The organism is Acinetobacter sp. SWAC5, assembly GCF_003419885.1.
Taxonomy (GTDB): Bacteria; Pseudomonadota; Gammaproteobacteria; order Pseudomonadales; family Moraxellaceae; genus Acinetobacter; species Acinetobacter cumulans.
Genome location: NZ_QUWR01000007.1, coordinates 81,801 through 102,003 on the forward strand (window position 1 = coordinate 81,801; position 20,203 = coordinate 102,003).

Below are 20,203 nucleotides of genomic sequence, written 5' to 3' on the forward strand. Positions count from 1 at the left end.
GTTTATATTTTTTTTGTTAATTAATTATTGAGTTTTTCTATATTTAGTTATTATTTTTGGATGATTTTAATTGATCTAATTTGCCAGTGAACGATAGGTTGTTTGATGATATTTTTTTACCGCAGTAATTTATTTTTTAAATATTATCAAAATATAATATAAAGTCAGGGGGAGAGTACAGCATGGCTAAAGTATCATTAGATTCTTTGCTTGAAATTGATGGTTTTATCGCGAGTGCGCTTGTGGATAGTGAGAGTGGTTTAGCTCTTGCTACACAAGGTAATAATACAATTGATTTAGAGCTTGCGGCAGCAGGTAATACAGAAGTAATTCGTGCAAAGCGAAAAGTATCTAAAGCATTAAACTTGAATGATTCGATTGAGGATATTTTGATTACGTTGGGTAAGCAGTATCACTTAATCCGTCCATTGGATTCAAATGAAGCATTATTTCTTTACTTAGTGTTAGATCGAAGTAAAGCTAACTTGGCTATGGCGCGTCATGAGTTAAAGCACTTCGAGAAAGAGCTTGATTTTTCTTAATTGAAATAAAGGTTATTGCACCTAGCAATAACCTTTTTAATTTTTAACTAATATGATTGTCTAAAATTATGGCTAAATCAGTTTATGTTTCAATATTCGGTTTAAGTCTTTCGACGATTAATGATTTAAAAAATATTATTTATAATAAATTTTCTAGCCAGTTTGATATTTGTTGGACACCTATTTCAGATGATAGGTTGCAAATTTTATTAATAAATGATGATTTTTCAGATATTAATTATGTTGAAAAAATAAATAAATCGAATGTAAAAAATTTAAAATTAAAGAAAAATGAAAAATTATCAGGTGAACTTGTTAATAATACACTATATTTACCCATAAATTCATCACAGATATTGAATGAATGGATTAGTAATGCGTTAGATGATATTCATGAAACTTATTATAATAATAAAAAGTCATGCAATATTTTTCCAGAAAATGCTGATATTTCGAATACCATTAAGCATCAAATTCTTACGTCTGCTTTTTTGCAAGTTACGCAAGAATATTCAGGGATTAGTCATTTTGTTATTGAAAATAATGACAAAATAATCGCCTGTTTTGATTTGAAAAATAGGGAGTTTTATCAACATCCAGAACTGACCAGTATTACGGGGCAAGATCTATCAATTGTACCGGCAAACCTTAATATTATTGTTAAGTTTAAGAAAAATTTTCAATATAAAGAACTCAATACTGGAATTTGGCAATTTATTTGGGATCATTCCCCGTCAGATTTACCTGAATATTATGGTGCATATCGTTTACATCATTGGCCACAACCTGAGCTAGATCAGCAACGTCATGTAGTTTTAAAAATTTCTGCTTATTTTAGCCGAGGATGTACGGTGCAATATATTGAGCAAAAAACCAGTATTAATGCAACATTGATCAATCGCTACCTATTTGCATGTCACATTGCTCAAATTGTAGAAGAAATTCCTGAAAAAGATTCATTGGGTCAAATTACGACGCCTTTAGAAATTCAGGAAGTAAGTAAGGTGCGTGGTTTTTTTAACAGCTTGCGTAAAAAGCTAGGGTTATAGTGGAATAAAATGATTTTACATCAATACAAAATAGTCTTTGCAGGGACAATGGGTGCGGGGAAAAGTGAGGCAATTAAGTCATTATCCAGCGTTGGCGTTGTATCCACGGAAGCAATTAATACAGATACTCAGTCTCACACTAAAATGTTTACTACAGTCGGAATCGACTATGGTGAATTAATCTTAGATGATGGAACGAAAGTAGGGTTATATGGTACGCCAGGCCAAGAACGCTTTGATTTTATTTGGAGTGAGATTTGCAAAGGGGCTTTAGGTACAATTATTTTAATAGATCATAGCACTGAGAATCCAATCAAAGAGCTTGATTTTTATTTAAATTATTTTAAAACTGTTTCTGAAAATATTATTATTGGTATAACGCATTTAGATGTGAAAACAGCTTATAACACATCTATTTATAGAGATTGGGAAAAAAGTCAAATAGATACAAAATATCCGCTATTCTTTATTGACGCCCGTGAAAAAAATGATGTGCTTTTACTCATTGAAGCATTGATTGCCAATGCAGAAGTTCAATTTTCAATTTAATTATTTAAGGTAAAAGTATGTTAGCACATCAATTGAATCGTCAAGCGCCAGAGGCACTTGTAGAATATGCTCACGAGCATCTTAATGCATTGCTCAGAGATATTTCGGAAGTTGAATTTACTATGCTGTGCTCTACAGATGGGTTTGAGCTTAGTTCAGCATCTAAGAAGAAGATTGAGAATGCCGGTAAATTGGCCGCTGTAAGTAGTTCTATCCTAGCTATGGTACAGGCTTTTATGGGCGAGATAAATTTGGAAGGTTGTCAAAGCTTAACTTTGGACGCCAATAATGGCAAAGTCGTATTAACAGCTATTCCAAATGCTAAATACCCAATGGTATTGGTCGTACTAACCTCAAAGCATGTGCTTTTAGGTCAGCTACTGTATTCCATCAAGAAAATTGTTGAGGCGATCACGAAAAAAACCGAAATCATCAATCATGGTTAATGCCTTTTTGTTGTGCAGATCTTTTTTAAATGTGCTGATCCTTTTTTAATGCTGTAAATTTCTAGGTTGTGATTGTACAGTTGGTAATCATCTTGTCGCGGTTAGGTTCTATTTCTACTTGTTTTAAATAGACATGACCGCGCTTGATACAACTGAGGAATTTCTATATAGCCTATTTCACCCTTAAGAGTTCATTCCAGTTACTTAAATAGGCGGGCGAGCACATATTTTTTTTCATTCGCCATGTGGCTGCATCGTCTTGAGGTAGCCCTATAGAAACAAAGTGATGGCCAAATTTTTTTTGAATATGATCGAGTGTATCGGAGAGTTTGGAGCGACTTTGACGCTGCGCAAGATCACAAAATAAGTCGGGTACAAAATTTTGCTTGGCTTGTAGTTGCAATAAAACGACGCCTGCTTTTTTATATTTAAATCCAGCTTTATAAATTGTCTCAACGGCATACGTTGCTGCTTGTGTGATGCTGAGTAAATCATCGGTGTGTTCATTGAGCGTAATGGCGGTATAAGGTGCATATTTTTCGTTATTACCAAAACGTCCTGTCTGAATAAATACACCCACCATACGGCATAAAGACTGATCTGCTCTTAAACGCGTGACAGCACGGGCAATATAAAGCCGTATAGATGCTTTAATGTCTTCAAGTGCATAAACTGGCTGTCCATACGAGCGACTGCTAATAATTTGATATTTACATGGTGCGTCTTGCTCAATGTCTATACAGGCTATACCTTGCAGTTCACGTACAGTTTTTTCCATCATCACACTAAATAAGCGACGCATGTCCTTTGGGTTAGTTTCAATTAAATCCAATACACTGAAAATATTTATCTGGTTTAATGATTTGTGGTGATTGCGCCCAATTCCCCAAACTTCATTTACAGGCATTTGGGCCAGTAGTTGTTCTGAGGCGCAAGGATCCATTGTGACTAAATTGCAAACCCCATTTAAGTATGTATTTTGCTTTGCAATATGATTGGCTATTTTTGCTTCAGTTTTTGAGCGTCCAATACCAATACAGCAGGGAATACCTAGCCATTGATTGACGGTTTGAATAATTTTGCGTGCATAGTCCGTTAAATCAAATAAATTTTGATAACTGGTGAAATCTAAAAAGCATTCATCAATTGAATAAATTTCCCGCTCTTCGTCGTTTACAAATTGCCCTAGGATATTCATAAAGCGTTTTGACATTTCGGTGTATAAACCGTAATTGCTCGAAAGTACTTGTACATTGTGCTGTTGTATTAAGTCTTGAATTTGATATACAGGCACCGCCATTTTAATGCCTAAAGCTTTGGCTTCGGCGCTACGCGATACCACACAACCATCGTTGTTTGAGAGAACAACAACAGGCACATTATTTAATTTGGGATTAAAAACACGTTCACAGCTGACGTAACAATTGTTCACGTCGACTAACGCAAATATTTTATTTTCGGCTTTCATAGCAATGCTCTATATTTTACAAACGCTTATAGAGCTGCTTAAGATTAAATGTCACCACACCCTGAATGCTAATAGTTTGCGAGTCTTCTGGAATGATATGTTCATAAGCAGGATTTTCTGCTTTTAACCACATTTTAGGCAAGACTTTATTGGCATCGCCAAAGATATCGGCAATTTCATCTTTAGACATTTTTGCGCTAATCATCAGGCGTTTTAGTGTAATTTCACGGTTATCAATCAGTGCAACCACAATATCGCCATGCTTGGCTTCTAAACTACGGTCAACCAAAAAGGTGTCATTAATTTCAAAGCCTGCATGAAGGAGTGATTCACTATCTACATGTGCAATAAAGGTTGCTAATGGATTAATCACCAAATAATCATTTAAGTCTAAGGCTTTTTCAAAGACATCTTTATTGGCAAAAGCAGGCCCTGCAGGAATTCGCTCGAGTGCAACAGGAAGTTGAATATGCAAGTTTCGCTTGATGGCTTGCACATTGAGATTCGAGTGTAAAAATGCATCTGAAATATCTTGCTGTTCAAGCAAGGCATTAATAGTCGGACTGGGTTTGCCATTGTCGCCCATGAGGTGTTGTAAGGACGACCACGCTTGGTCCGAAAAATAAATCGGCAGCTTTTTTGACATATTTGCTCCTACGCTACAAGGCGTGTTTGAAGGAAATCTACTTTTTAGCATAAGGGCTGCGTGGTTTAATTTTCAAATTTAAAAAGCTTTAAAAATCAGTAGCACGTCAATTTAGGACGTTTAAAATGGAAGAGCTTGATGCTAAGCATGCGCTTGTATTTGGTTTTAAGACTGGATTTAAGATGAGAATAATCAATAGTAAAGTGAAAATACAGATTGAAAATCAATAAAACCATACTATAAAGTATGTGTATATTGAAAGAATATGATTTCTCATTTGAGTATAAGACGATGTCAACTAAATTTACGCTAAGATTTGCCATGATTTTGCTATTTGTTTTGGTGTTTACAGCAATTGCGATTCATTTTTTCTTTAACCCAGGTGCGACAGTCATTCTTTGGATTTTTGCAATGCCAATGATTTTAGGTGTACCAATTTTATCTTCAGTGGTTTTGGCGACTAACGAAGAACTTGATATTCATTCGGTCAATTAAGTATTTTGTTTTGAGCACTTTTTATATTCTCGAGTAGCTTTGTAATAACTGTTAATTTAAAGACGAATTATGAAGGAAAGACTAATGAAAAATATGATTTGGATGAGTTTGATGGTGGTTGGGCTCGCAGGTTGTGCGACTCATAATAGTCAAAGCACAGTGCCAAAAGTGGGGATGACTAATCCTGCAAGTCAATACTGTGTGGATCAAGGTGGAAAGCTTGAAATACGTAATGAAACGAATGGTCAGGTTGGATATTGCCATTTAGCCAATGGGCGGGTAGTAGAAGAATGGGCATTGTTCCGTGCAAGTCAGGCCAATTGTTCTGCTGAAGAGGCGAAGCGTTTGGTTGGACAATCGAATTTATCTAAAGATCAAATTAAAGTGCTCACAAAATCTCAAATTGTCAGAATGGTTCAACCCGGACAACCTGTAACAATGGATTATCGTGCAGAGCGTGTAACGGTTACAGTCGATCCAAGTAGCAAAAAAATTACTGCTGCAAGTTGTGGTTAAGTCAAATTGTTCAAAAAGCCCGTAAGGGCTTTTTGTTTGTTTAGAATGCTCTCATTATTTACATGACAAAAGCCGAGCGATCTTTTATATTGCCTGTCGTAAGGAGAAATTCATGAAAAAGTTACTCGCTTTATCTGTTTTGGTGGCTTTGGTTGGTTGTGCCGAAAAGAAACCATTAACACCTGAAGAGCAATGGCATGGTTATTGTCGTAGTGTGGGTAATGCTGCACGTACTGTAATGTTAGATCGTCAAAATGCGATTGAAAAAGACAAAGCAGTAGAACATGCTTCAAAAATTGAAGATGAAACTACGAAAAAGTTTCTGATCAGTATTATTGACGAAGTGTATGCCTTGCCTGAAGATGCCATCAAAAATGATGTAGAAGCATCACGCGAAAAAATCCGAGCTGAATTTACAGCTAAATGTATTGCAACGCCACATGACGAAATGCCAGATTACAAACCATTTTAAGCGTGTAGCTTGATACAAAAACCGTTCATATTTGAACGGTTTTTTTATGGGTATCTATTTTTTTATGGATAGACAGGAATACTTATAAATAGCCTAAGCAGAATGTGATCACAAATTGACACAAAACCTATTTCTAAAACATAGAAAAGCTTATCTTTTTAATGAATAATGATTTTGAAGATCCGCATTAAAAGGAGTAGCAAATGGATGTTGTTGGCTATATGAACCATGCAGATTTACTTTTGGAAGATGAACAGGGCCTTGTCATTATTGGTGGCGTAAATTATGTGCTGAGCATTGGGGACAAGGTTTATTTTAAGCATAATATTATGCAGGGAACATCGCGTTGCGAAGTCGATATTTCGTTCGCAAGTAATCAGCACTGCGGTAGATTTGAAGACCAGTGTCAGGTGAAATTCAGTGGCAGTCGTACAGAATTAAACCAATATATTTCGGCAACTACAGTACACTAAGGTGGAATATCCAATCTTAAAAAATATAGGCAACATTTAGTTGCCTTTTTTTATGGGGTGAATTCCACTTCAAAGTTAATTTGTGAGTGAAAAGCATGCAATAAGTGTTGAATTTGATTGTAGATTAAGCAAAATCGATACCATTTATTTACAAAATAACGGGCATCACAAAGAAACACTTTACTTGCATTAACTTTTAACTGGAATTTTAGTAAAATTTAGCAGTCCATATTACTTGTGAAGCTTTTATAAAGCAGGAATTCGCGAGTAATTTTTTAAAAAAGAGGAATAACACTGTGCTAGAAGCTTACCGCCAACACGTTGAAGAACGTGCCGCACTCGGAGTCCCACCGAAGCCACTTGATGACGCTCAAACAGCTGCATTAGTTGAATTATTAAAAAATCCACCAGCTGGCGAAGAAGCATTCTTAGTTGATTTGCTTGAAAACCGTGTTCCTGCAGGTGTTGACCAAGCTGCTTACGTTAAGGCTGCTTTCTTAGCTGCTTTGGCAAAAGGTGAAGCGACTTCTCCACTTGTAACTAAAGAACGTGCGGTTTACCTACTAGGTACTATGCTTGGTGGTTATAACGTTGCTCCTTTAGTTGCTCTTCTTGATGATGCTGAGCTTGCTGAACTTGCAGCTGACGCGCTTAAGAAAACTCTTCTTGTATTTGATGCGTTCCACGACGTTGCTGATAAAGCAAAAGCGGGCAATGCAAATGCACAAGCAGTTATGCAATCTTGGGCAGACGCTGAATGGTTCACTAGCCGTAAAGACGTTCCTGAAGAAATCAAACTTACAGTTTTCAAAGTAACTGGCGAAACTAACACAGACGACTTGTCACCTGCACAAGACGCTTGGAGCCGTCCAGACATTCCGTTACACGCTAACGCAATGCTTAAAAACGTACGTGACGGTATCAACCCAGAAGTTCCTGGTGAAGTTGGTCCGCTTAACCAAATTAAAGACCTTATCGCGAAAGGCAACCAAGTTGCTTACGTAGGTGACGTTGTTGGTACTGGTTCTTCTCGTAAGTCAGCAACTAACTCTGTACTTTGGTTCTTCGGTGACGAAATTGCTTACATCCCGAACAAAAAAGACGGCGGTTACTGCTTAGGTTCTAAAATTGCTCCGATTTTCTTCAACACAATGGAAGATGCTGGTGCATTACCAGTAGAAATCGATGTTCAAAACATGAATATGGGCGACGAAATTGTTCTTAAGATCGATCACGCTGCTGCTAAAGTTACTGCGTTCAAAGACGGCGCTCAAATCGCTGAATCTGAACTTAAAACTCCAGTTCTTCTAGACGAAGTACGTGCTGGTGGCCGTATCAACCTTATCGTTGGTCGTGGTTTGACAACTAAAGCTCGTGAAGCTCTTGGTCTTGCACCTTCAACTTTATTCCGTACTCCAGTTCAACCTGCAGCTACTGGTAAAGGCTTCACTCAAGCTCAAAAAATGGTTGGTCGCGCTTGTGGTCTTCCTGAAGGTCAAGGTGTACTTCCTGGTACTTACTGCGAACCTAAGATGACTACTGTTGGTTCTCAAGATACAACAGGTCCAATGACTCGTGACGAATTGAAAGACTTAGCTTGCCTAGGCTTCTCTGCTGACCTAGTTATGCAATCTTTCTGTCATACAGCTGCGTATCCAAAACCAGTTGACGTTCAAATGCAACACTCGCTTCCTGATTTCATCATGAACCGTGGTGGTGTATCACTACGTCCAGGTGACGGTATTATCCACTCTTGGTTAAACCGTATGCTTCTTCCAGATACAGTAGGTACTGGCGGTGACTCGCATACTCGTTTCCCAATTGGTATTTCATTCCCAGCGGGTTCTGGTCTTGTAGCATTTGCTGCTGCAACTGGTGTTATGCCACTAGACATGCCTGAGTCTGTTCTTGTTAAGTTCAAAGGTAAAATGCAACCTGGTATCACTCTACGTGACCTAGTACATGCAATTCCTTACGTTGCGATTCAGCAAGGTGACTTAACTGTAGAGAAAAAAGGTAAGAAGAACATCTTCTCTGGCCGTATCCTTGAGATCGACCTTACAGAAATGGAAACTGACCTTACTGTTGAGCAAGCGTTCGAACTTTCTGACGCATCTGCTGAACGTTCTGCAGCTGGCTGTTCAATCACACTTTCTGAAGAGAAAGTTGCTGAATACCTTCGTTCGAACATCACTATGCTTAAGTGGATGATCTCTGAAGGTTATGGCGATGCGCGTACTATGGCTCGTCGTGTAGAGAACATGGAAAAATGGTTGGCTAATCCATCACTTCTTAAAGCTGATGCTGACGCTGAATACACTAAAGTGTACGAAATCGACCTTTCTACAATCACTGAACCAGTTCTTTGTTGCCCGAATGACCCAGATGACGCTAAATTGCTTTCTGACGTTCAAGGCGTGAAAATTGACGAAGTATTCGTTGGTTCATGTATGACTAACATCGGTCACTTCCGTGCAGCTGGTAAACTTCTAGACAAAGTTCCTGGTGGTTCTTTATCTACTCGTCTATGGTTGGCTCCTCCAACTCGTATGGATGAACGTCAATTGATGGAAGAAGGTTTCTACAACATTTATGGTAAAGCTGGCGCTCGTACTGAAATGCCAGGATGTTCATTATGTATGGGTAACCAAGCGCGCGTAGCTCCGAACACTACATGTGTTTCGACTTCTACTCGTAACTTCCCGAACCGTTTAGGTCAAGGCGCTAACGTTTACTTAGCTTCTGCTGAACTTGCATCTGTTGCTGCTGTACTTGGTAAATTACCAACTCCAGAAGAATACCAACAATATGCAGCTCAAATTGATAGCATGTCTGCTGACATCTACCAATACTTAAGCTTCGACAAAATGGAAACTTATACTGACGCTTCTAAAGAAGTTGATACGAAGAAAATTGCTGCTGCTCAATTAAGCTAAGTTGTTGAAAAATAATTTAAGTTGAGTTAAAAATAAGGGCTGATTTATCAGCCCTTATTTTTTGAGAATAAAAATGGATCAGCCTAATATTTTTAAATATGCTACAAAAGAATTATCACAAGATGCATTTATTTTTTGGTTATTAGACCATGCTAATCCTAAATACAAAAATTTAGATGAAAATTTAAAAAAATGTGCTTTAGATTTGATAGCAGAGTTCTTCAGACTAGAAAATAAGGTAATGCCTAGTAATATAGAAGAATTTTCTTTATTTAAGCAATATAAAAATATTGATATTTTGCTTAAAATTAATAATTACAACATTATTATAGAGGATAAGACGGGCACCAAATCACATGGTGATCAACTTATAAGATATAGAAATATTATTGTTTCAGAAGTTGGTGAAGAGAATGTTTTAGCGATATTTTTTAAAACGCATGATCAATCTAGTTATAAAAAAGAACTAGGTGAAGGGTTTAAAGTTTTTTCTAGAGAAAACTTAATCTCAATTTTAAATCTTTATAAAGATATTAGCAGCGATATTTTTAATAACTTCAAAGATTACATTTTAGAAATTGAAGAAGAAGTAAATGCTTTTATTTTTAAAAATGAATGGAATAATAAAAATTGGATTGGATTTTTTAAATACGTACAAAAAGAATTAAATCGAGGTAATTGGGGATATGTTCCTAACCAAAATGGTGGATTCATGGGGTATTGGTGGGCATTTCAAAAAAATGAATTTTGTATTCAGTATCTGCAAATACAACAAAATGAATTAGTTCTTAAAATAAATAGTAATAAAGCTGAAAATGATAAAAAATTTAGGAATATCTGCTATCAGCATTTTTTAGAAAAAGCGAAACATGAAGGACTTAGTTTTTCTAAACCTGCTCGTTTTGGAAAAGGTGAGACGATGACTATTCTTAAAACAGATTATCTGGTTAGAAGTGAATCTCAATTGATTGATCTTGTTGCAACTATGGAAAAATTAAGAAAATATACTAGTTTTATAGAGAAATACGCTTTATCTGCTGATGACTTTATTCATTAGAAGAGGATACATATTTTTTAAAATCTAAATAATTATTCAACTGCATTACATGTACAAGCAAGATTGCTGAGAAATGTACATTGCCCAAGCATTAAAATGTGAGATTGTATTAACGGTTATGTTAAACAAGCTCGAAACTAAGAAAGCCTCATACTTATTATGAGGCTAACCATGAGCATAAATTAACTGATTAATACTGAAATTTCAGCGGGCGTATAGCCTCGTTCATACAAAATACTGCGAATGGCCATTTTAATGCTTTGACAGTTTGAATATTTCACTTTTCTTAATAGTGTAAAGTCACAGTCATGACTTAAATTATATTTAATTGCTAATACTTTTGAATCGGGAGTTGAATAAAGAGATTTGAAAAACTGACGTATTCGGGGTCGCATATAGACTATAAATTAATAAAGATAATTAAATCATAGCAAGTCTATAAAAATTGAAAAGGGATTTTTGATGAACATTTGTAAGTTTGAAGAAATTTAGCCTGTTTTAAAAAAATGCTCTAGATAGAAAAGGTGATAAATATAAAAAGCATTAAAAATTAAAATGATACACCAATATAAGATTAAAATTTAAGCAATTATTATCGGGGGCTTATCAGTGAATTATGATAAACAAGGCCAAAACTTTTGAATTTCCTAGAGTTTTGATTCACTCATTGTATTAATTTCATCAATGTATTGTTGATTCAACCTCCACAATTTCTGTGCTACATCTACTTCGTAAGCGGGCTATGTGTTTGATCATTGTAAGTACGATGTATCTGATGTGATCGTTATAAATCATCATAAATTAAAACACCAAGATTAAGAAAATATTCATTTTACTTTGACTCTAATTGACTTGGATTCTGCAAATTCTTTAGCTTTGAACAGGCATGGCGGTAGCAATTATTTTTGAATTAAATATACTATAGGGGAGTATATTTGTGGTCAAAAAAATGCAATATCTAAAGAATGTCAAAACTAACCATAACCACCAATTTGATGAAGGAAACCCGCTAGCACAAAAGAAAATACTCATTGCCACAGTCCTGACAGGCGTCATGATGGTATTTGAAATTGTTGGCGGATGGTTCTTTAATTCGATGGCCTTATTGGCAGATGGCTGGCACATGAGTTCACACATGTTGGCTTTAGGACTAGCATATTTTGCATACCGTATGGCGCGTAAATACTCACAAGATCAGCGTTTTTGTTTTGGTACATGGAAGATCGAAATCTTAGCGGGATATTCCAGTGCAATTTTGCTGATGGTTGTTGCGTTATTCATGGGCATACAATCTATAGAGCGTCTTTTTAATCCTGTGAATATTCACTATAACGAAGCCATCGCCATTGCAGTTATTGGTTTAGTTGTTAACTTTGTTTGCGCATGGTTATTGCATGATAGTGGTCACCACCACCACCACCACCATCATCATGAGCATGACGACCATCACGGTCATGGCCATCACCACCACGCTGAAGATGAACAGCATGATCATGATTTAAATCAAAAAGCAGCATTTTTGCATGTTGTAGCTGATGCCGTAACATCTGTATTGGCCATCATTGCATTGTTTGCAGCTAAATATTTTGGTTGGGATTTTTTAGATGCAGTGCTGGGAATTGTTGGTGCTATTTTGGTTGCACATTGGTCTTGGGGGCTTATTCGCGAAACAGCTAAAACTTTACTGGATGCAGAAATGGAGCATCCTGTCGTTGAAGAAATTCAAGAGGTCATAGAAGATTTAGACAGCCGAATTGTGATCACGGATATTCATGTATGGAAGGTGGGTAAAGGCAAATTTTCTTGTATTCTGTCCTTAGACGTAGGCAACATGAATATAACTGCGGATCAAGTTCGCAAAGCACTATCCATCCATGAAGAAATTGTACATGTTTCTGCTGAAATTAATCACAGTTGCAGGCTACAAGCGGCAGTATAAACATGGTGTGTTATAAGCAGGTCAATGATCTGCTTATTTTTACCTGCTGAGTTGAATGAATATGCCAAGTAAAGCAGCTAGGCCAATGACACGTAATACGCTTTGATGAAATTTAAAGAGCGCAATGCAGGCAAGGAACGTTATGATAGCTGCTATGTAATCAAATGCCCCATCAAAACCTTTTGGCCATAGTACATGGTATACAAAGAAAATGGCTAAATTTAGTATGACGCCCACCACCGCAGCTGTAATTGCTGCAAGAGGTGCTGTAAATTGAATTTGATTATGTGTCGATTCAATCATTGGTGCGCCACCAAGAATAAATACAAATGAAAATAAGAAAGTGAACCATGTAACAATCATTGCACCTAAAGCACCCGCAATAAATGTATGTTCAGGCCCGAGTAGTTCAAGGTTATATCCACCCATAAATCCAACAAAAGCCACGACCATAATCAGTGGACCGGGTGTACTTTCACCCAATGCTAAACCATCAATCATTTGTGTTGGTTTTAACCAACCATAAAAGTTTACAGCGCCTTGATACATATAGGGTAAAACTGCGTATGCGCCACCAAATGTCATTAGAGCGGCTTTGCTAAAGAACCAAGCCATTTGTGTGAAGTCATGCGACCAGCCATAAATTATTGTCAGTATGCTCATAGGTAGGCACCACAGTACTGCAGCAAAAACTAATAATTGAATCAGTCGAGACACTTTAAAAATGGCATGCTGCGGTGCTGGCGTGTGATCGTCAATAATCGCTTGGCCATAACTTTTTGAGTTTGTGCTTTGGTGATTGTCTGAGAAAAGCTCAGCTTTAAATTTACTGAGTACATAACCGCTGATTGCAGCTAAAAGTACAATCCAAGGAAAGGGAACTTTAAATGCAAATATTAAAATAAACGCAATACATGCAATTGAGTACATATAATTATTTTTAAGTGATTTATGTGCAATACGATAAGTGGCATGAAAAACGACAGCAGTAACAGCTGGTTTAATGCCATAAAATAGGCCTGCAATGATGGGGATATTGCCAAATTGAGCATAGACCCACGACAGACCTATTAAAATAAAAAGTGAAGGTAAAATAAAAAATAAACCAGCAATAACACCACCTTTTGTCTTATGCATTAACCAGCCCATATAGATGGCCAGTTGTTGGGCTTCAGGCCCAGGTAACAGCATGCAATAATTTAATGCATGCATAAAACGTTTTTCTGAAATCCATTTTTTTTGTTCGACAAGTTCTTGATGCATGAGGGAAATTTGACCCGCTGGCCCACCAAAGCTAATAAAACCAAGTTTTAACCAAAATAAGATAGCTTCTTTAAAGCTAATTTCGGGCTTCGTTTCTTTAATCGTGTCCATAAAGTTTCGCTGTAAAAATGGGGTGAAATTGTTAAGCAAGTATCTGATTTTAATAATATAATGTGAAACTTTTTAGGCCTGATGACAGGCAATGAATTTCATGAAATATTTAAGTATTTGAAGTGCACAGAAAAAGAACCCTAAAAACGTGAAATGTAAAATGATGATTGCTGCCGTGTCAGTAAGCTAGTTCATACTTAGATCTGTCATGTACTGTATTTAATTTAGGGTGTGAGTAGTAAAGCCAAGTTGTATCAATGGTATCTTTAATCTTCTTATGAGCATTGAATAAATCCTTATACTTGATAAAATGCCTGTCTTATTTATGTTTTGAACTTTATTCGCGTTTTGCATTGATGGTGCGATTCGAAAATAAAATATAAAAAACAGTGCTTTAATTAAAGGTTGTTTAAATGTTTGATATTTATTTAACAGATGTCCAAAAGAAAGTTCAATTTAAGGATTATCCTGGTGAGCATCCTGTTAAATTTGTTTTAAATTTCAAGAAAATTTTTCCAAGTGTTATGGAGCTTATGCTGCCAGTATTACCTGAAAATGAAAACTTGGAAGAAATGTCTTGGGAGTCGACAACTGCTGACTTTGAAACCTTTAAATTATTGTTGAGTGGTTGGGGAATTATTGAATTACGTTTAAATGCGATAGCTCAATACAAAGACCGTAAATATGCAGACAATCTTGTGAAGCAAGCACAGCAAAAGCGCAAAGATTTTTCTAAATCACAACCCATGTTGTCGATAGTTGAACTTGATTACTTGTTTATGCATGAAGTACACGGTTTGATTGATGCAGAACTTGTAGAGCTAGGCGAAAAATTCTACCTTCCAACACTGCGTGATCTGTGGAAAAATAAAGTTTCAGCGAAAGTATTACAAGCAAATTTCTAAACATTGTATTTTGCATTGATATGTACTGAAGTGATTTTACGAATTTTAAAAAGCCCCTCAAAAATGGAGGGGCTTTTTTTATGCGTATATCAGATTTATGTATTTAATTATTAGAAAACGTGCATATAAATTTTAACAACTGGTTAAAAATTTGCCAAATTTTAATGGTAAATGGAATTGTTTTTGCATAATGTTAAGACCAACAATGTGCAGTTGAGCTGAGCCTTTTATGACATTTGATGAATATTGGCTTGCTTAACGTTTAAATATGTTCAAAAGGAAAAAATAGATGTCAAATCAGTTTTTAGATCTAATTACAAAACGTCGTACTATCTATGCAATTGGCAAAAATGTAGTGCAAACACCTGAATATTTAACTGATTTGATTCAAAACACCATCAAGCAAAGCCCATCTTCATTTAATTCACAGTCTTCACGTGCAGTGATTTTATTGAATGCGCAACATGAAAAATTTTGGGGCTTTGTTGCAGACGCATTAAAATCCTATGCAAAAGACGAGGAAAGTGCAGCAAAAACAACAGCAAAAATGGCAACTTTTGCTGCAGGCGTAGGCACAGTTTTATTTTTTGAAGATGTAGAGACCGTACAAGGTTTACAAACACAGTTTCCATCTTATGCAGAAAACTTCCCAATTTGGGCAGAACATTCAACTGCCATTGCACAATTTGCAGTATGGACAGCCTTACATACAGAAGGTTTAGGTGCATCTTTGCAGCATTACAACCCAATTGTAGATGAACACGTTCATGCAGAATGGGGTATTCCTAGCAATTGGAAACTACGTGCACAATTGGTATTTGGTTCTGTGGAAGGTGAAGCCAAAGATAAAGGCTATATTGATGATGCAACACGTTTCAAAGTGTTTCAATAAATCAATTTTGAGCAAGCACACAATGTCGTTTTAAAAAATCCCCCATGAGCTGGGGGATTTTTTATGTAAAAAGGTTAGTGCTTTGCCCATCATGAAGCCATGCATAAAACGCACGAAAAGCAACATGCCAATGTCAAAACGAATAAAGTACAGGCAAGAAAACAGTAAAAATCCAGTTAAGCCAACGAGCAAGCTAAACTTACGTCCAAACCGTTCCAGAAACTGTCCAACCAATAAACGTCCAACCAAAGTGCCGACAATAAACAGCCCAGAGACTAAACCTGCTTGAGCAGTACTCGCACCTAACTCAGCAACAGCATAGCCAACAATGACCACTACCAACAGATAAAATGTAAGGACCAATTGAAAGTTGATAGCACTCACTAAAATAAAATTTTTGGTCCATAAAGGCGCTGAATTAGGCATGATTATTTCCCGAATTTTTTGCTGAGAGTTGATCAATCAAAGTATTTAAAAGCGCAGTGCTGAGCACAACGTCTTTTGGGTCAAATTGTTGAATCATGCTCTGTTCAAAGTCATTAATAACACTGGCACAAGTTTGATATAGCTGCAGACCTGCATCACTGAGTGCTATTTTCTTTTGACGTTTATCTTGGGTTGCTAGCTGTGTGAGGATGCCCAATTGACTCAGTATAAGCGTACGTTTAGTAATAGATGGCTTAGAGACATTGAGATAATTTGCAATATCTATCGAAGTGCAACTTTGCTTTTCATGTATAACGAACATGACTTGCCACAGTGAATAATTCAGCTGGTAGGGTAATAAAAGGGTGTTGATTTCATCACAAATCATGCGCGATGAACGCAGTAGGGAAGTGCGGAAACCTAAACGAGAATTCATTTTGGTTAACTAGGGTAACTAAATTAATGAAACTTTACGCCGATCAAGTTTAATATTCAAGCGTTTATAACGCTGCTTTCGCTAAAATCGGCCGGAAAGTGCGTGTGCCAATGTTTTGGGTACTTAATCTGACAGAGCGGTGGATTTAGATTTCTGCTCTAGGACTTATCGTGTCAGTTGGTATAATCGCCATTAAGTTAAATGGAATGTTCTGAATGTATTTGAGTCAATTCGATTTTGAGCCAATGAAAAAAATAAATAAAATCGGCTTCAGAGGAAAAATACATATTTGCCTCATCTATAAATGATTTCCAATCTAATGAGCTGTCTTTCAAAACATTTGAAATTTCATTAATACAAATAGGAATTTCATCAAGATTGTTTTTAAAATAATTTAGAATATCTTGATCAGTTTCAAGAATATCCAAATATCCCAAAAAAAATCCTATTAAATAGACCTCTTGCGAAAGTAAAAATCACCTCCATATAAATTTCATGAGATATCAGAAATTAAATCGTTTTTCAGATTCTGAATTCAAACGCTTGGTTGGCGTACCTCGACAAGTTTTTACTGAGATGGTAGAGGTTCTAGAAAAAGCAGAATCACTCAAAAAGAAATCAGGTCGACCTCATACTTTAGATATAGAGGATCAATTGTTATTAACTCTCAATTACTTACGAAACTACAGCACTCAACTGGAATTAGCGGCAAATTACCATATTGCTGAAAGTAATGTGAATCGGACGATTAAAAAAGTTGAAAATGCATTGATGAAATCAAGACGTTTTACCCTGCCAAAACGAAGCATAACCACAGTAGAAGAACACTTTAACTGGGTCATTATTGATGCGACAGAATGTTCAATCGAACGCCCGAAAAAAAAATCAGAGTAAGTTCTATAGTGGTAAAAAGAAGAAACATACGCTAAAAGCTCAAGTGATCTATCATCCGAAGAGTAAACAAATCATAGGGCTAGATATATCGAATGGCAGTCAGCATGACATTACACTGGCAAGAAAAACGGTTAAGAAATTTAAACATTGTGAATATGTTATGACCGATTTAGGGTACTACGGATTAGAGCAACATGGCTTTAAATTATTGATGCCCATAAAGAAAAAGAAGAATTTTCCCTTATTTAGTGTTGAGAAAAATTACAATAAACTGATTGGAAAAATGCGAGTTGTGATCGAACACATCAATAGTCAATTGAAAATATTTAGAATATTGAGTGAGCGCTATCGAAATAGACGGAAAAGATTCGGTTTACGCATTAACTTAATTGCTGCACTGGTAAACCGAATAAACTCGCAATAAGGACTTTCGCAAGAGGTCTAATATCCATATTTATTTAAATGTATAAACATGTTTTACCTTTTATTCTGCTTATGGAAACAATTTTTTAAACTATCAATAACATAATGTACCTTATACGAAATGGTTTTAATTCTTATTTTTTTATTTCTATGTTAAATCAAAGTTTTATGGTAGTGTGAAAGCTTGTCTTCTATCAGCTTTTTTTACTGCATGTATATTGAATGAAAAATTTATACAATTACAATAATTTGAGTATATGTTGTTGAATTTTCAAATAGTCTAGGCGATATTTTTAGAAATACTCCAACGTAGACGGCACCAAAAAATTGAATTAACAGTCCAGAAGTTTTGTAAAGCAGCTTTTCAAAAGTTGATTAGACAGTTATGAAATAAATTTTGCTTAAATAGAAAGCGCAATTTCAGATCCAGCCGTTATTTGTCAAGAAAGAAGCAGTATGAAAACTGCTTCTTTATGCATATATGATGTGGGCTAAAAAAGGAAGGGCTTTATTTAGTTTGTTTTCTATAAGTGCTTGGGCGCATCGCATTCGGATTTTTCCAAAGGCCTTTTTTCTGTTTTTTCGCTTGTTGTTGAAGTGCGAGCCATTGCTGTTTTTGGCTAGGATTACGAATATATTCTTCATATATCCATGCGCCACCACGTTTAACCAACTCTTGGTTAATATTTTTACCATATCGACGGATAAATCCGACACAACGTCCGTAGCGGTCAACATCAGTAATTTCAACGCGGACTAACTTGCGGTACACCATTTTTTTCACCATTTGCTGTGACTCTTTACCAAAATTTTGTTTGGATTCAGGGGCATCAACAAATGCAAAACGCAATTTAGTTTCAGAACGGCGTAAGTTAAATCGTGTGCAGGTGAGGGTATCCCCATCACTGACATGCACAACTCTGCACCAATAGCGTTTACCTTTTTTAAAAGGTGTAAATAGTTCTGAAAGAAAAACTGAGAGCTTACGAAGCAGGTAAAGCAAGATCAGGCACAGCACCATGCCTAAAGCAATCAGCCAGCCTGAAGATAATTGAGAAAGCATCATAAAGAGGAGATTACGCAGGACAAATATAGCGAAACAGCAGCGCTAAAACTGAAGTAAATTATAAATGAAAGTGCAGTTTTATAATGCTTAATTATTCACCTAACAATAATTAAAACAATAGATTAGAAAACATTCATCACAATAAAAGTGCAGATTATCCAAACGTATGAATACTTCATGTAGATATAAATAGCCTAAGCAGAATTTATTTCTAATTAAAATAGCCTAAGCAAAAATTTTAAAAATTTCACCACGTAAAAAATCATGCCGAGCATTCATTTCCACATCTTTATGCCAAAAAATTCCTAGGCTCATTAAAGGCAGTTCAACAGGCACTTCAAAAATATTCAAGGAAGGATGTATTTGCAAATGCGAAAGGATATTTTGCGGAATGGTTAACACAGCCTGTGGCTGAATTTCCAAAATTTGCAGGGCAGTTGAATAATGCTGACAACGTAACCGAATATTGCGAGATAAATGCTTACGGTTCAAAAAAATATCTTCAACCAAAGTGCCTGTACGTCTTGAAGAAACACCAATATGTTCGGCTGAGATGTATTCTGCTTTGTTCATGCTGGGTTGCTGTGAGCATGCAACAAAATGATCTTGCTGTAAGCGGTGAAACTGAATTTTATCGCCAAAATTTTGTTCTAAATCAATTACAAAATCTACTTGCTGAGAAGCCAAGTCAGCCACAATGTTTTTACGGTCTAATTTAATACTTGAGAACTGAATATTAAATTGGCTCTGCTGGAAATGTGCAACCAGCTTAGGAAAAATCAGCGGTTCAATTTCATCATGTACGGCGATTTTTAAAGTTTGCAATTGGCTTGAATCAAATTTTTGATTTTGATTGGATATTTTTTGAATACAAAAAAGCGCATCTTTGATATCTGGATAAATCTGCTCAGCAAAAGGTGTGGGCAACATTTTACTGCCAGTACGAACAAATAAATCATCTTTTAAATGTGTTCTAAGGCGTTGCAAAGCATGGCTGGCTGCAGATTGCGTAATACAAATCAGTTGTGCTGCTTTAGATATATTTTGTTGCTCGTAAATCGCTACAAATAAAGGATATAAATTCATATCAATACGATAAAAAGAACTCATATCAATGGTTTTTTTACTATGCACTGTATTCATATTTTGCTATGGAATTAAATCATTTTTTTCATAATAGAATTCGCGGTATGTTGTTG

21 protein-coding genes and 1 pseudogene are annotated in these 20,203 nt (G+C 36.0%); 14 read left to right on the top strand and 8 right to left on the bottom strand.

The features are described from left to right. Positions 1–182 precede the first annotated feature (182 nt). From DYI81_RS06925 to DYI81_RS06940, 4 genes are all read left to right on the top strand, one after another. Positions 183–542: a hypothetical protein gene (locus tag DYI81_RS06925; protein WP_106984854.1), complete on the top strand. Its 360-nt coding sequence runs from the start codon at positions 183–185 to the stop codon at positions 540–542. Between the two features lie 68 nt (positions 543–610). Then, on the top strand, positions 611–1,591 hold the full coding sequence (locus tag DYI81_RS06930) for a hypothetical protein (protein WP_117007109.1): 981 nt from the start codon (positions 611–613) through the stop codon (positions 1,589–1,591). Between the two features lie 9 nt (positions 1,592–1,600). After that, positions 1,601–2,140, top strand: coding sequence for an ATP/GTP-binding protein (locus DYI81_RS06935; protein ID WP_106984852.1), 540 nt, complete (start codon positions 1,601–1,603; stop codon positions 2,138–2,140). 17 nt (positions 2,141–2,157) lie between these two features. Next, on the top strand, positions 2,158–2,586 hold the full coding sequence (locus DYI81_RS06940) for a roadblock/LC7 domain-containing protein (RefSeq protein ID WP_106984851.1): 429 nt from the start codon (positions 2,158–2,160) through the stop codon (positions 2,584–2,586). 172 nt (positions 2,587–2,758) lie between these two features. On the opposite strand, the gene DYI81_RS06945 is transcribed toward DYI81_RS06940, so the two are convergent. Together DYI81_RS06945 and DYI81_RS06950 are read right to left on the bottom strand one after the other, a co-directional pair. Beyond that, positions 2,759–4,054: a Y-family DNA polymerase gene (locus DYI81_RS06945; RefSeq protein WP_117007110.1), complete on the bottom strand. Its 1,296-nt coding sequence runs from the start codon at positions 4,052–4,054 to the stop codon at positions 2,759–2,761. 16 nt (positions 4,055–4,070) lie between these two features. After that, the gene (locus tag DYI81_RS06950; RefSeq protein WP_117007111.1) at positions 4,071–4,700 is read right to left on the bottom strand and encodes a S24 family peptidase; all 630 of its coding nucleotides are present in this window, start codon (positions 4,698–4,700) and stop codon (positions 4,071–4,073) included. Between the two features lie 291 nt (positions 4,701–4,991). Here DYI81_RS06950 and DYI81_RS06955 point away from each other — a divergent pair, with 291 nt between their 5' ends. The 7 genes from DYI81_RS06955 to dmeF all read left to right on the top strand — a co-directional run bounded on the left by DYI81_RS06955 (position 4,992) and on the right by dmeF (position 12,588). Next, a complete protein-coding gene (locus DYI81_RS06955) occupies positions 4,992–5,195 on the top strand; it encodes a hypothetical protein (RefSeq protein ID WP_106984848.1) in 204 nt (67 codons plus the stop codon). Positions 5,196–5,279: 84 nt separating this feature from the next. Then, positions 5,280–5,711 (top strand): I78 family peptidase inhibitor, encoded by a 432-nt coding sequence (locus tag DYI81_RS06960; RefSeq protein WP_117007112.1) that lies wholly within the window; start codon positions 5,280–5,282, stop codon positions 5,709–5,711. 112 nt (positions 5,712–5,823) lie between these two features. Next, positions 5,824–6,183, top strand: coding sequence for a hypothetical protein (locus DYI81_RS06965; protein ID WP_106984846.1), 360 nt, complete (start codon positions 5,824–5,826; stop codon positions 6,181–6,183). 203 nt (positions 6,184–6,386) lie between these two features. Beyond that, the gene (locus tag DYI81_RS06970) at positions 6,387–6,656 is read left to right on the top strand and encodes a hypothetical protein (protein ID WP_117007113.1); all 270 of its coding nucleotides are present in this window, start codon (positions 6,387–6,389) and stop codon (positions 6,654–6,656) included. Positions 6,657–6,952: 296 nt separating this feature from the next. Beyond that, complete coding sequence (locus DYI81_RS06975; RefSeq protein WP_117007114.1) at positions 6,953–9,592, top strand: bifunctional aconitate hydratase 2/2-methylisocitrate dehydratase; 2,640 nt, start codon at positions 6,953–6,955, stop codon at positions 9,590–9,592. Positions 9,593–9,665: 73 nt separating this feature from the next. Continuing rightward, complete coding sequence (locus DYI81_RS06980; RefSeq protein ID WP_117007115.1) at positions 9,666–10,649, top strand: PD-(D/E)XK nuclease family protein; 984 nt, start codon at positions 9,666–9,668, stop codon at positions 10,647–10,649. Between the two features lie 949 nt (positions 10,650–11,598). Continuing rightward, positions 11,599–12,588 (top strand): CDF family Co(II)/Ni(II) efflux transporter DmeF, encoded by a 990-nt coding sequence (gene dmeF, locus DYI81_RS06985; RefSeq protein ID WP_117007163.1) that lies wholly within the window; start codon positions 11,599–11,601, stop codon positions 12,586–12,588. Positions 12,589–12,627: 39 nt separating this feature from the next. Here the strand turns inward: dmeF and chrA are convergent, their stop codons facing one another. After that, complete coding sequence (gene chrA, locus DYI81_RS06990; protein WP_117007116.1) at positions 12,628–13,962, bottom strand: chromate efflux transporter; 1,335 nt, start codon at positions 13,960–13,962, stop codon at positions 12,628–12,630. A gap of 413 nt (positions 13,963–14,375) precedes the next feature. On the opposite strand from chrA, the gene DYI81_RS06995 reads away from it, so the two are divergent. Then, a complete protein-coding gene (locus DYI81_RS06995; RefSeq protein WP_117007117.1) occupies positions 14,376–14,867 on the top strand; it encodes a hypothetical protein in 492 nt (163 codons plus the stop codon). 289 nt (positions 14,868–15,156) lie between these two features. Beyond that, positions 15,157–15,759 carry a nitroreductase family protein gene (locus DYI81_RS07000; protein ID WP_117007118.1) on the top strand — a complete coding sequence of 201 codons (603 nt, stop codon included), beginning with the start codon at positions 15,157–15,159 and terminating at the stop codon, positions 15,757–15,759. 66 nt (positions 15,760–15,825) lie between these two features. Here the strand turns inward: DYI81_RS07000 and DYI81_RS07005 are convergent. From DYI81_RS07005 to DYI81_RS07015, 3 genes and pseudogenes are all read right to left on the bottom strand, one after another. Continuing rightward, positions 15,826–16,185 (bottom strand): annotated as a pseudogene (locus DYI81_RS07005) (MFS transporter); the annotation flags it as partial. After that, a complete protein-coding gene (locus DYI81_RS07010; RefSeq protein ID WP_117007120.1) occupies positions 16,178–16,621 on the bottom strand; it encodes a MarR family transcriptional regulator in 444 nt (147 codons plus the stop codon). The pseudogene DYI81_RS07005 and the gene DYI81_RS07010, both read right to left, overlap by 8 nt. A 197-nt stretch (positions 16,622–16,818) precedes the next feature. Next, a complete protein-coding gene (locus tag DYI81_RS07015) occupies positions 16,819–17,058 on the bottom strand; it encodes a hypothetical protein (RefSeq protein WP_240627368.1) in 240 nt (79 codons plus the stop codon). A 58-nt stretch (positions 17,059–17,116) separates the two neighbouring features. On the opposite strand from DYI81_RS07015, the gene DYI81_RS07020 reads away from it, so the two are divergent. After that, positions 17,117–17,939 (top strand): IS5 family transposase gene (locus tag DYI81_RS07020; RefSeq protein WP_117007122.1). Its coding sequence is split into 2 segments (ribosomal slippage): positions 17,117–17,497 and positions 17,499–17,939, totalling 822 coding nucleotides; the frame shifts between segments, so codons are not numbered across the junction. A 507-nt stretch (positions 17,940–18,446) separates the two neighbouring features. On the opposite strand, the gene DYI81_RS07025 is transcribed toward DYI81_RS07020, so the two are convergent. Continuing rightward, entirely contained in the window at positions 18,447–19,001 is a 555-nt protein-coding gene (locus DYI81_RS07025) for a thermonuclease family protein (protein WP_117007164.1), read from the bottom strand. Positions 19,002–19,229: 228 nt separating this feature from the next. Then, positions 19,230–20,147: a LysR family transcriptional regulator gene (locus DYI81_RS07030; protein WP_117007123.1), complete on the bottom strand. Its 918-nt coding sequence runs from the start codon at positions 20,145–20,147 to the stop codon at positions 19,230–19,232. Positions 20,148–20,203 lie beyond the last annotated feature (56 nt).

Bases quoted from the DNA above. Each gene is read 5' to 3' on its own strand.
- DYI81_RS07025 (WP_117007164.1), bottom strand. From the start codon at position 19,001: ATGCTTTCTCAATTATCTTCAGGCTGGCTGATTGCTTTAGGCATGGTG.
- DYI81_RS06980 (WP_117007115.1), top strand. From the start codon at position 9,666: ATGGATCAGCCTAATATTTTTAAATATGCTACAAAAGAATTATCACAA.
- DYI81_RS07000 (WP_117007118.1), top strand. From the start codon at position 15,157: ATGTCAAATCAGTTTTTAGATCTAATTACAAAACGTCGTACTATCTAT.
- DYI81_RS06950 (WP_117007111.1), bottom strand. From the start codon at position 4,700: ATGTCAAAAAAGCTGCCGATTTATTTTTCGGACCAAGCGTGGTCGTCC.
- DYI81_RS06940 (WP_106984851.1), top strand. From the start codon at position 2,158: ATGTTAGCACATCAATTGAATCGTCAAGCGCCAGAGGCACTTGTAGAA.
- DYI81_RS06935 (WP_106984852.1), top strand. From the start codon at position 1,601: ATGATTTTACATCAATACAAAATAGTCTTTGCAGGGACAATGGGTGCG.
- dmeF (WP_117007163.1), top strand. From the start codon at position 11,599: ATGCAATATCTAAAGAATGTCAAAACTAACCATAACCACCAATTTGAT.
- DYI81_RS06965 (WP_106984846.1), top strand. From the start codon at position 5,824: ATGAAAAAGTTACTCGCTTTATCTGTTTTGGTGGCTTTGGTTGGTTGT.
- DYI81_RS06945 (WP_117007110.1), bottom strand. From the start codon at position 4,054: ATGAAAGCCGAAAATAAAATATTTGCGTTAGTCGACGTGAACAATTGT.
- DYI81_RS07010 (WP_117007120.1), bottom strand. From the start codon at position 16,621: ATGAATTCTCGTTTAGGTTTCCGCACTTCCCTACTGCGTTCATCGCGC.
- DYI81_RS06925 (WP_106984854.1), top strand. From the start codon at position 183: ATGGCTAAAGTATCATTAGATTCTTTGCTTGAAATTGATGGTTTTATC.
- DYI81_RS07030 (WP_117007123.1), bottom strand. From the start codon at position 20,147: ATGAATACAGTGCATAGTAAAAAAACCATTGATATGAGTTCTTTTTAT.
- DYI81_RS06960 (WP_117007112.1), top strand. From the start codon at position 5,280: ATGAAAAATATGATTTGGATGAGTTTGATGGTGGTTGGGCTCGCAGGT.
- chrA (WP_117007116.1), bottom strand. From the start codon at position 13,962: ATGGACACGATTAAAGAAACGAAGCCCGAAATTAGCTTTAAAGAAGCT.
- DYI81_RS06955 (WP_106984848.1), top strand. From the start codon at position 4,992: ATGTCAACTAAATTTACGCTAAGATTTGCCATGATTTTGCTATTTGTT.
- DYI81_RS06995 (WP_117007117.1), top strand. From the start codon at position 14,376: ATGTTTGATATTTATTTAACAGATGTCCAAAAGAAAGTTCAATTTAAG.
- DYI81_RS06930 (WP_117007109.1), top strand. From the start codon at position 611: ATGGCTAAATCAGTTTATGTTTCAATATTCGGTTTAAGTCTTTCGACG.
- DYI81_RS06970 (WP_117007113.1), top strand. From the start codon at position 6,387: ATGGATGTTGTTGGCTATATGAACCATGCAGATTTACTTTTGGAAGAT.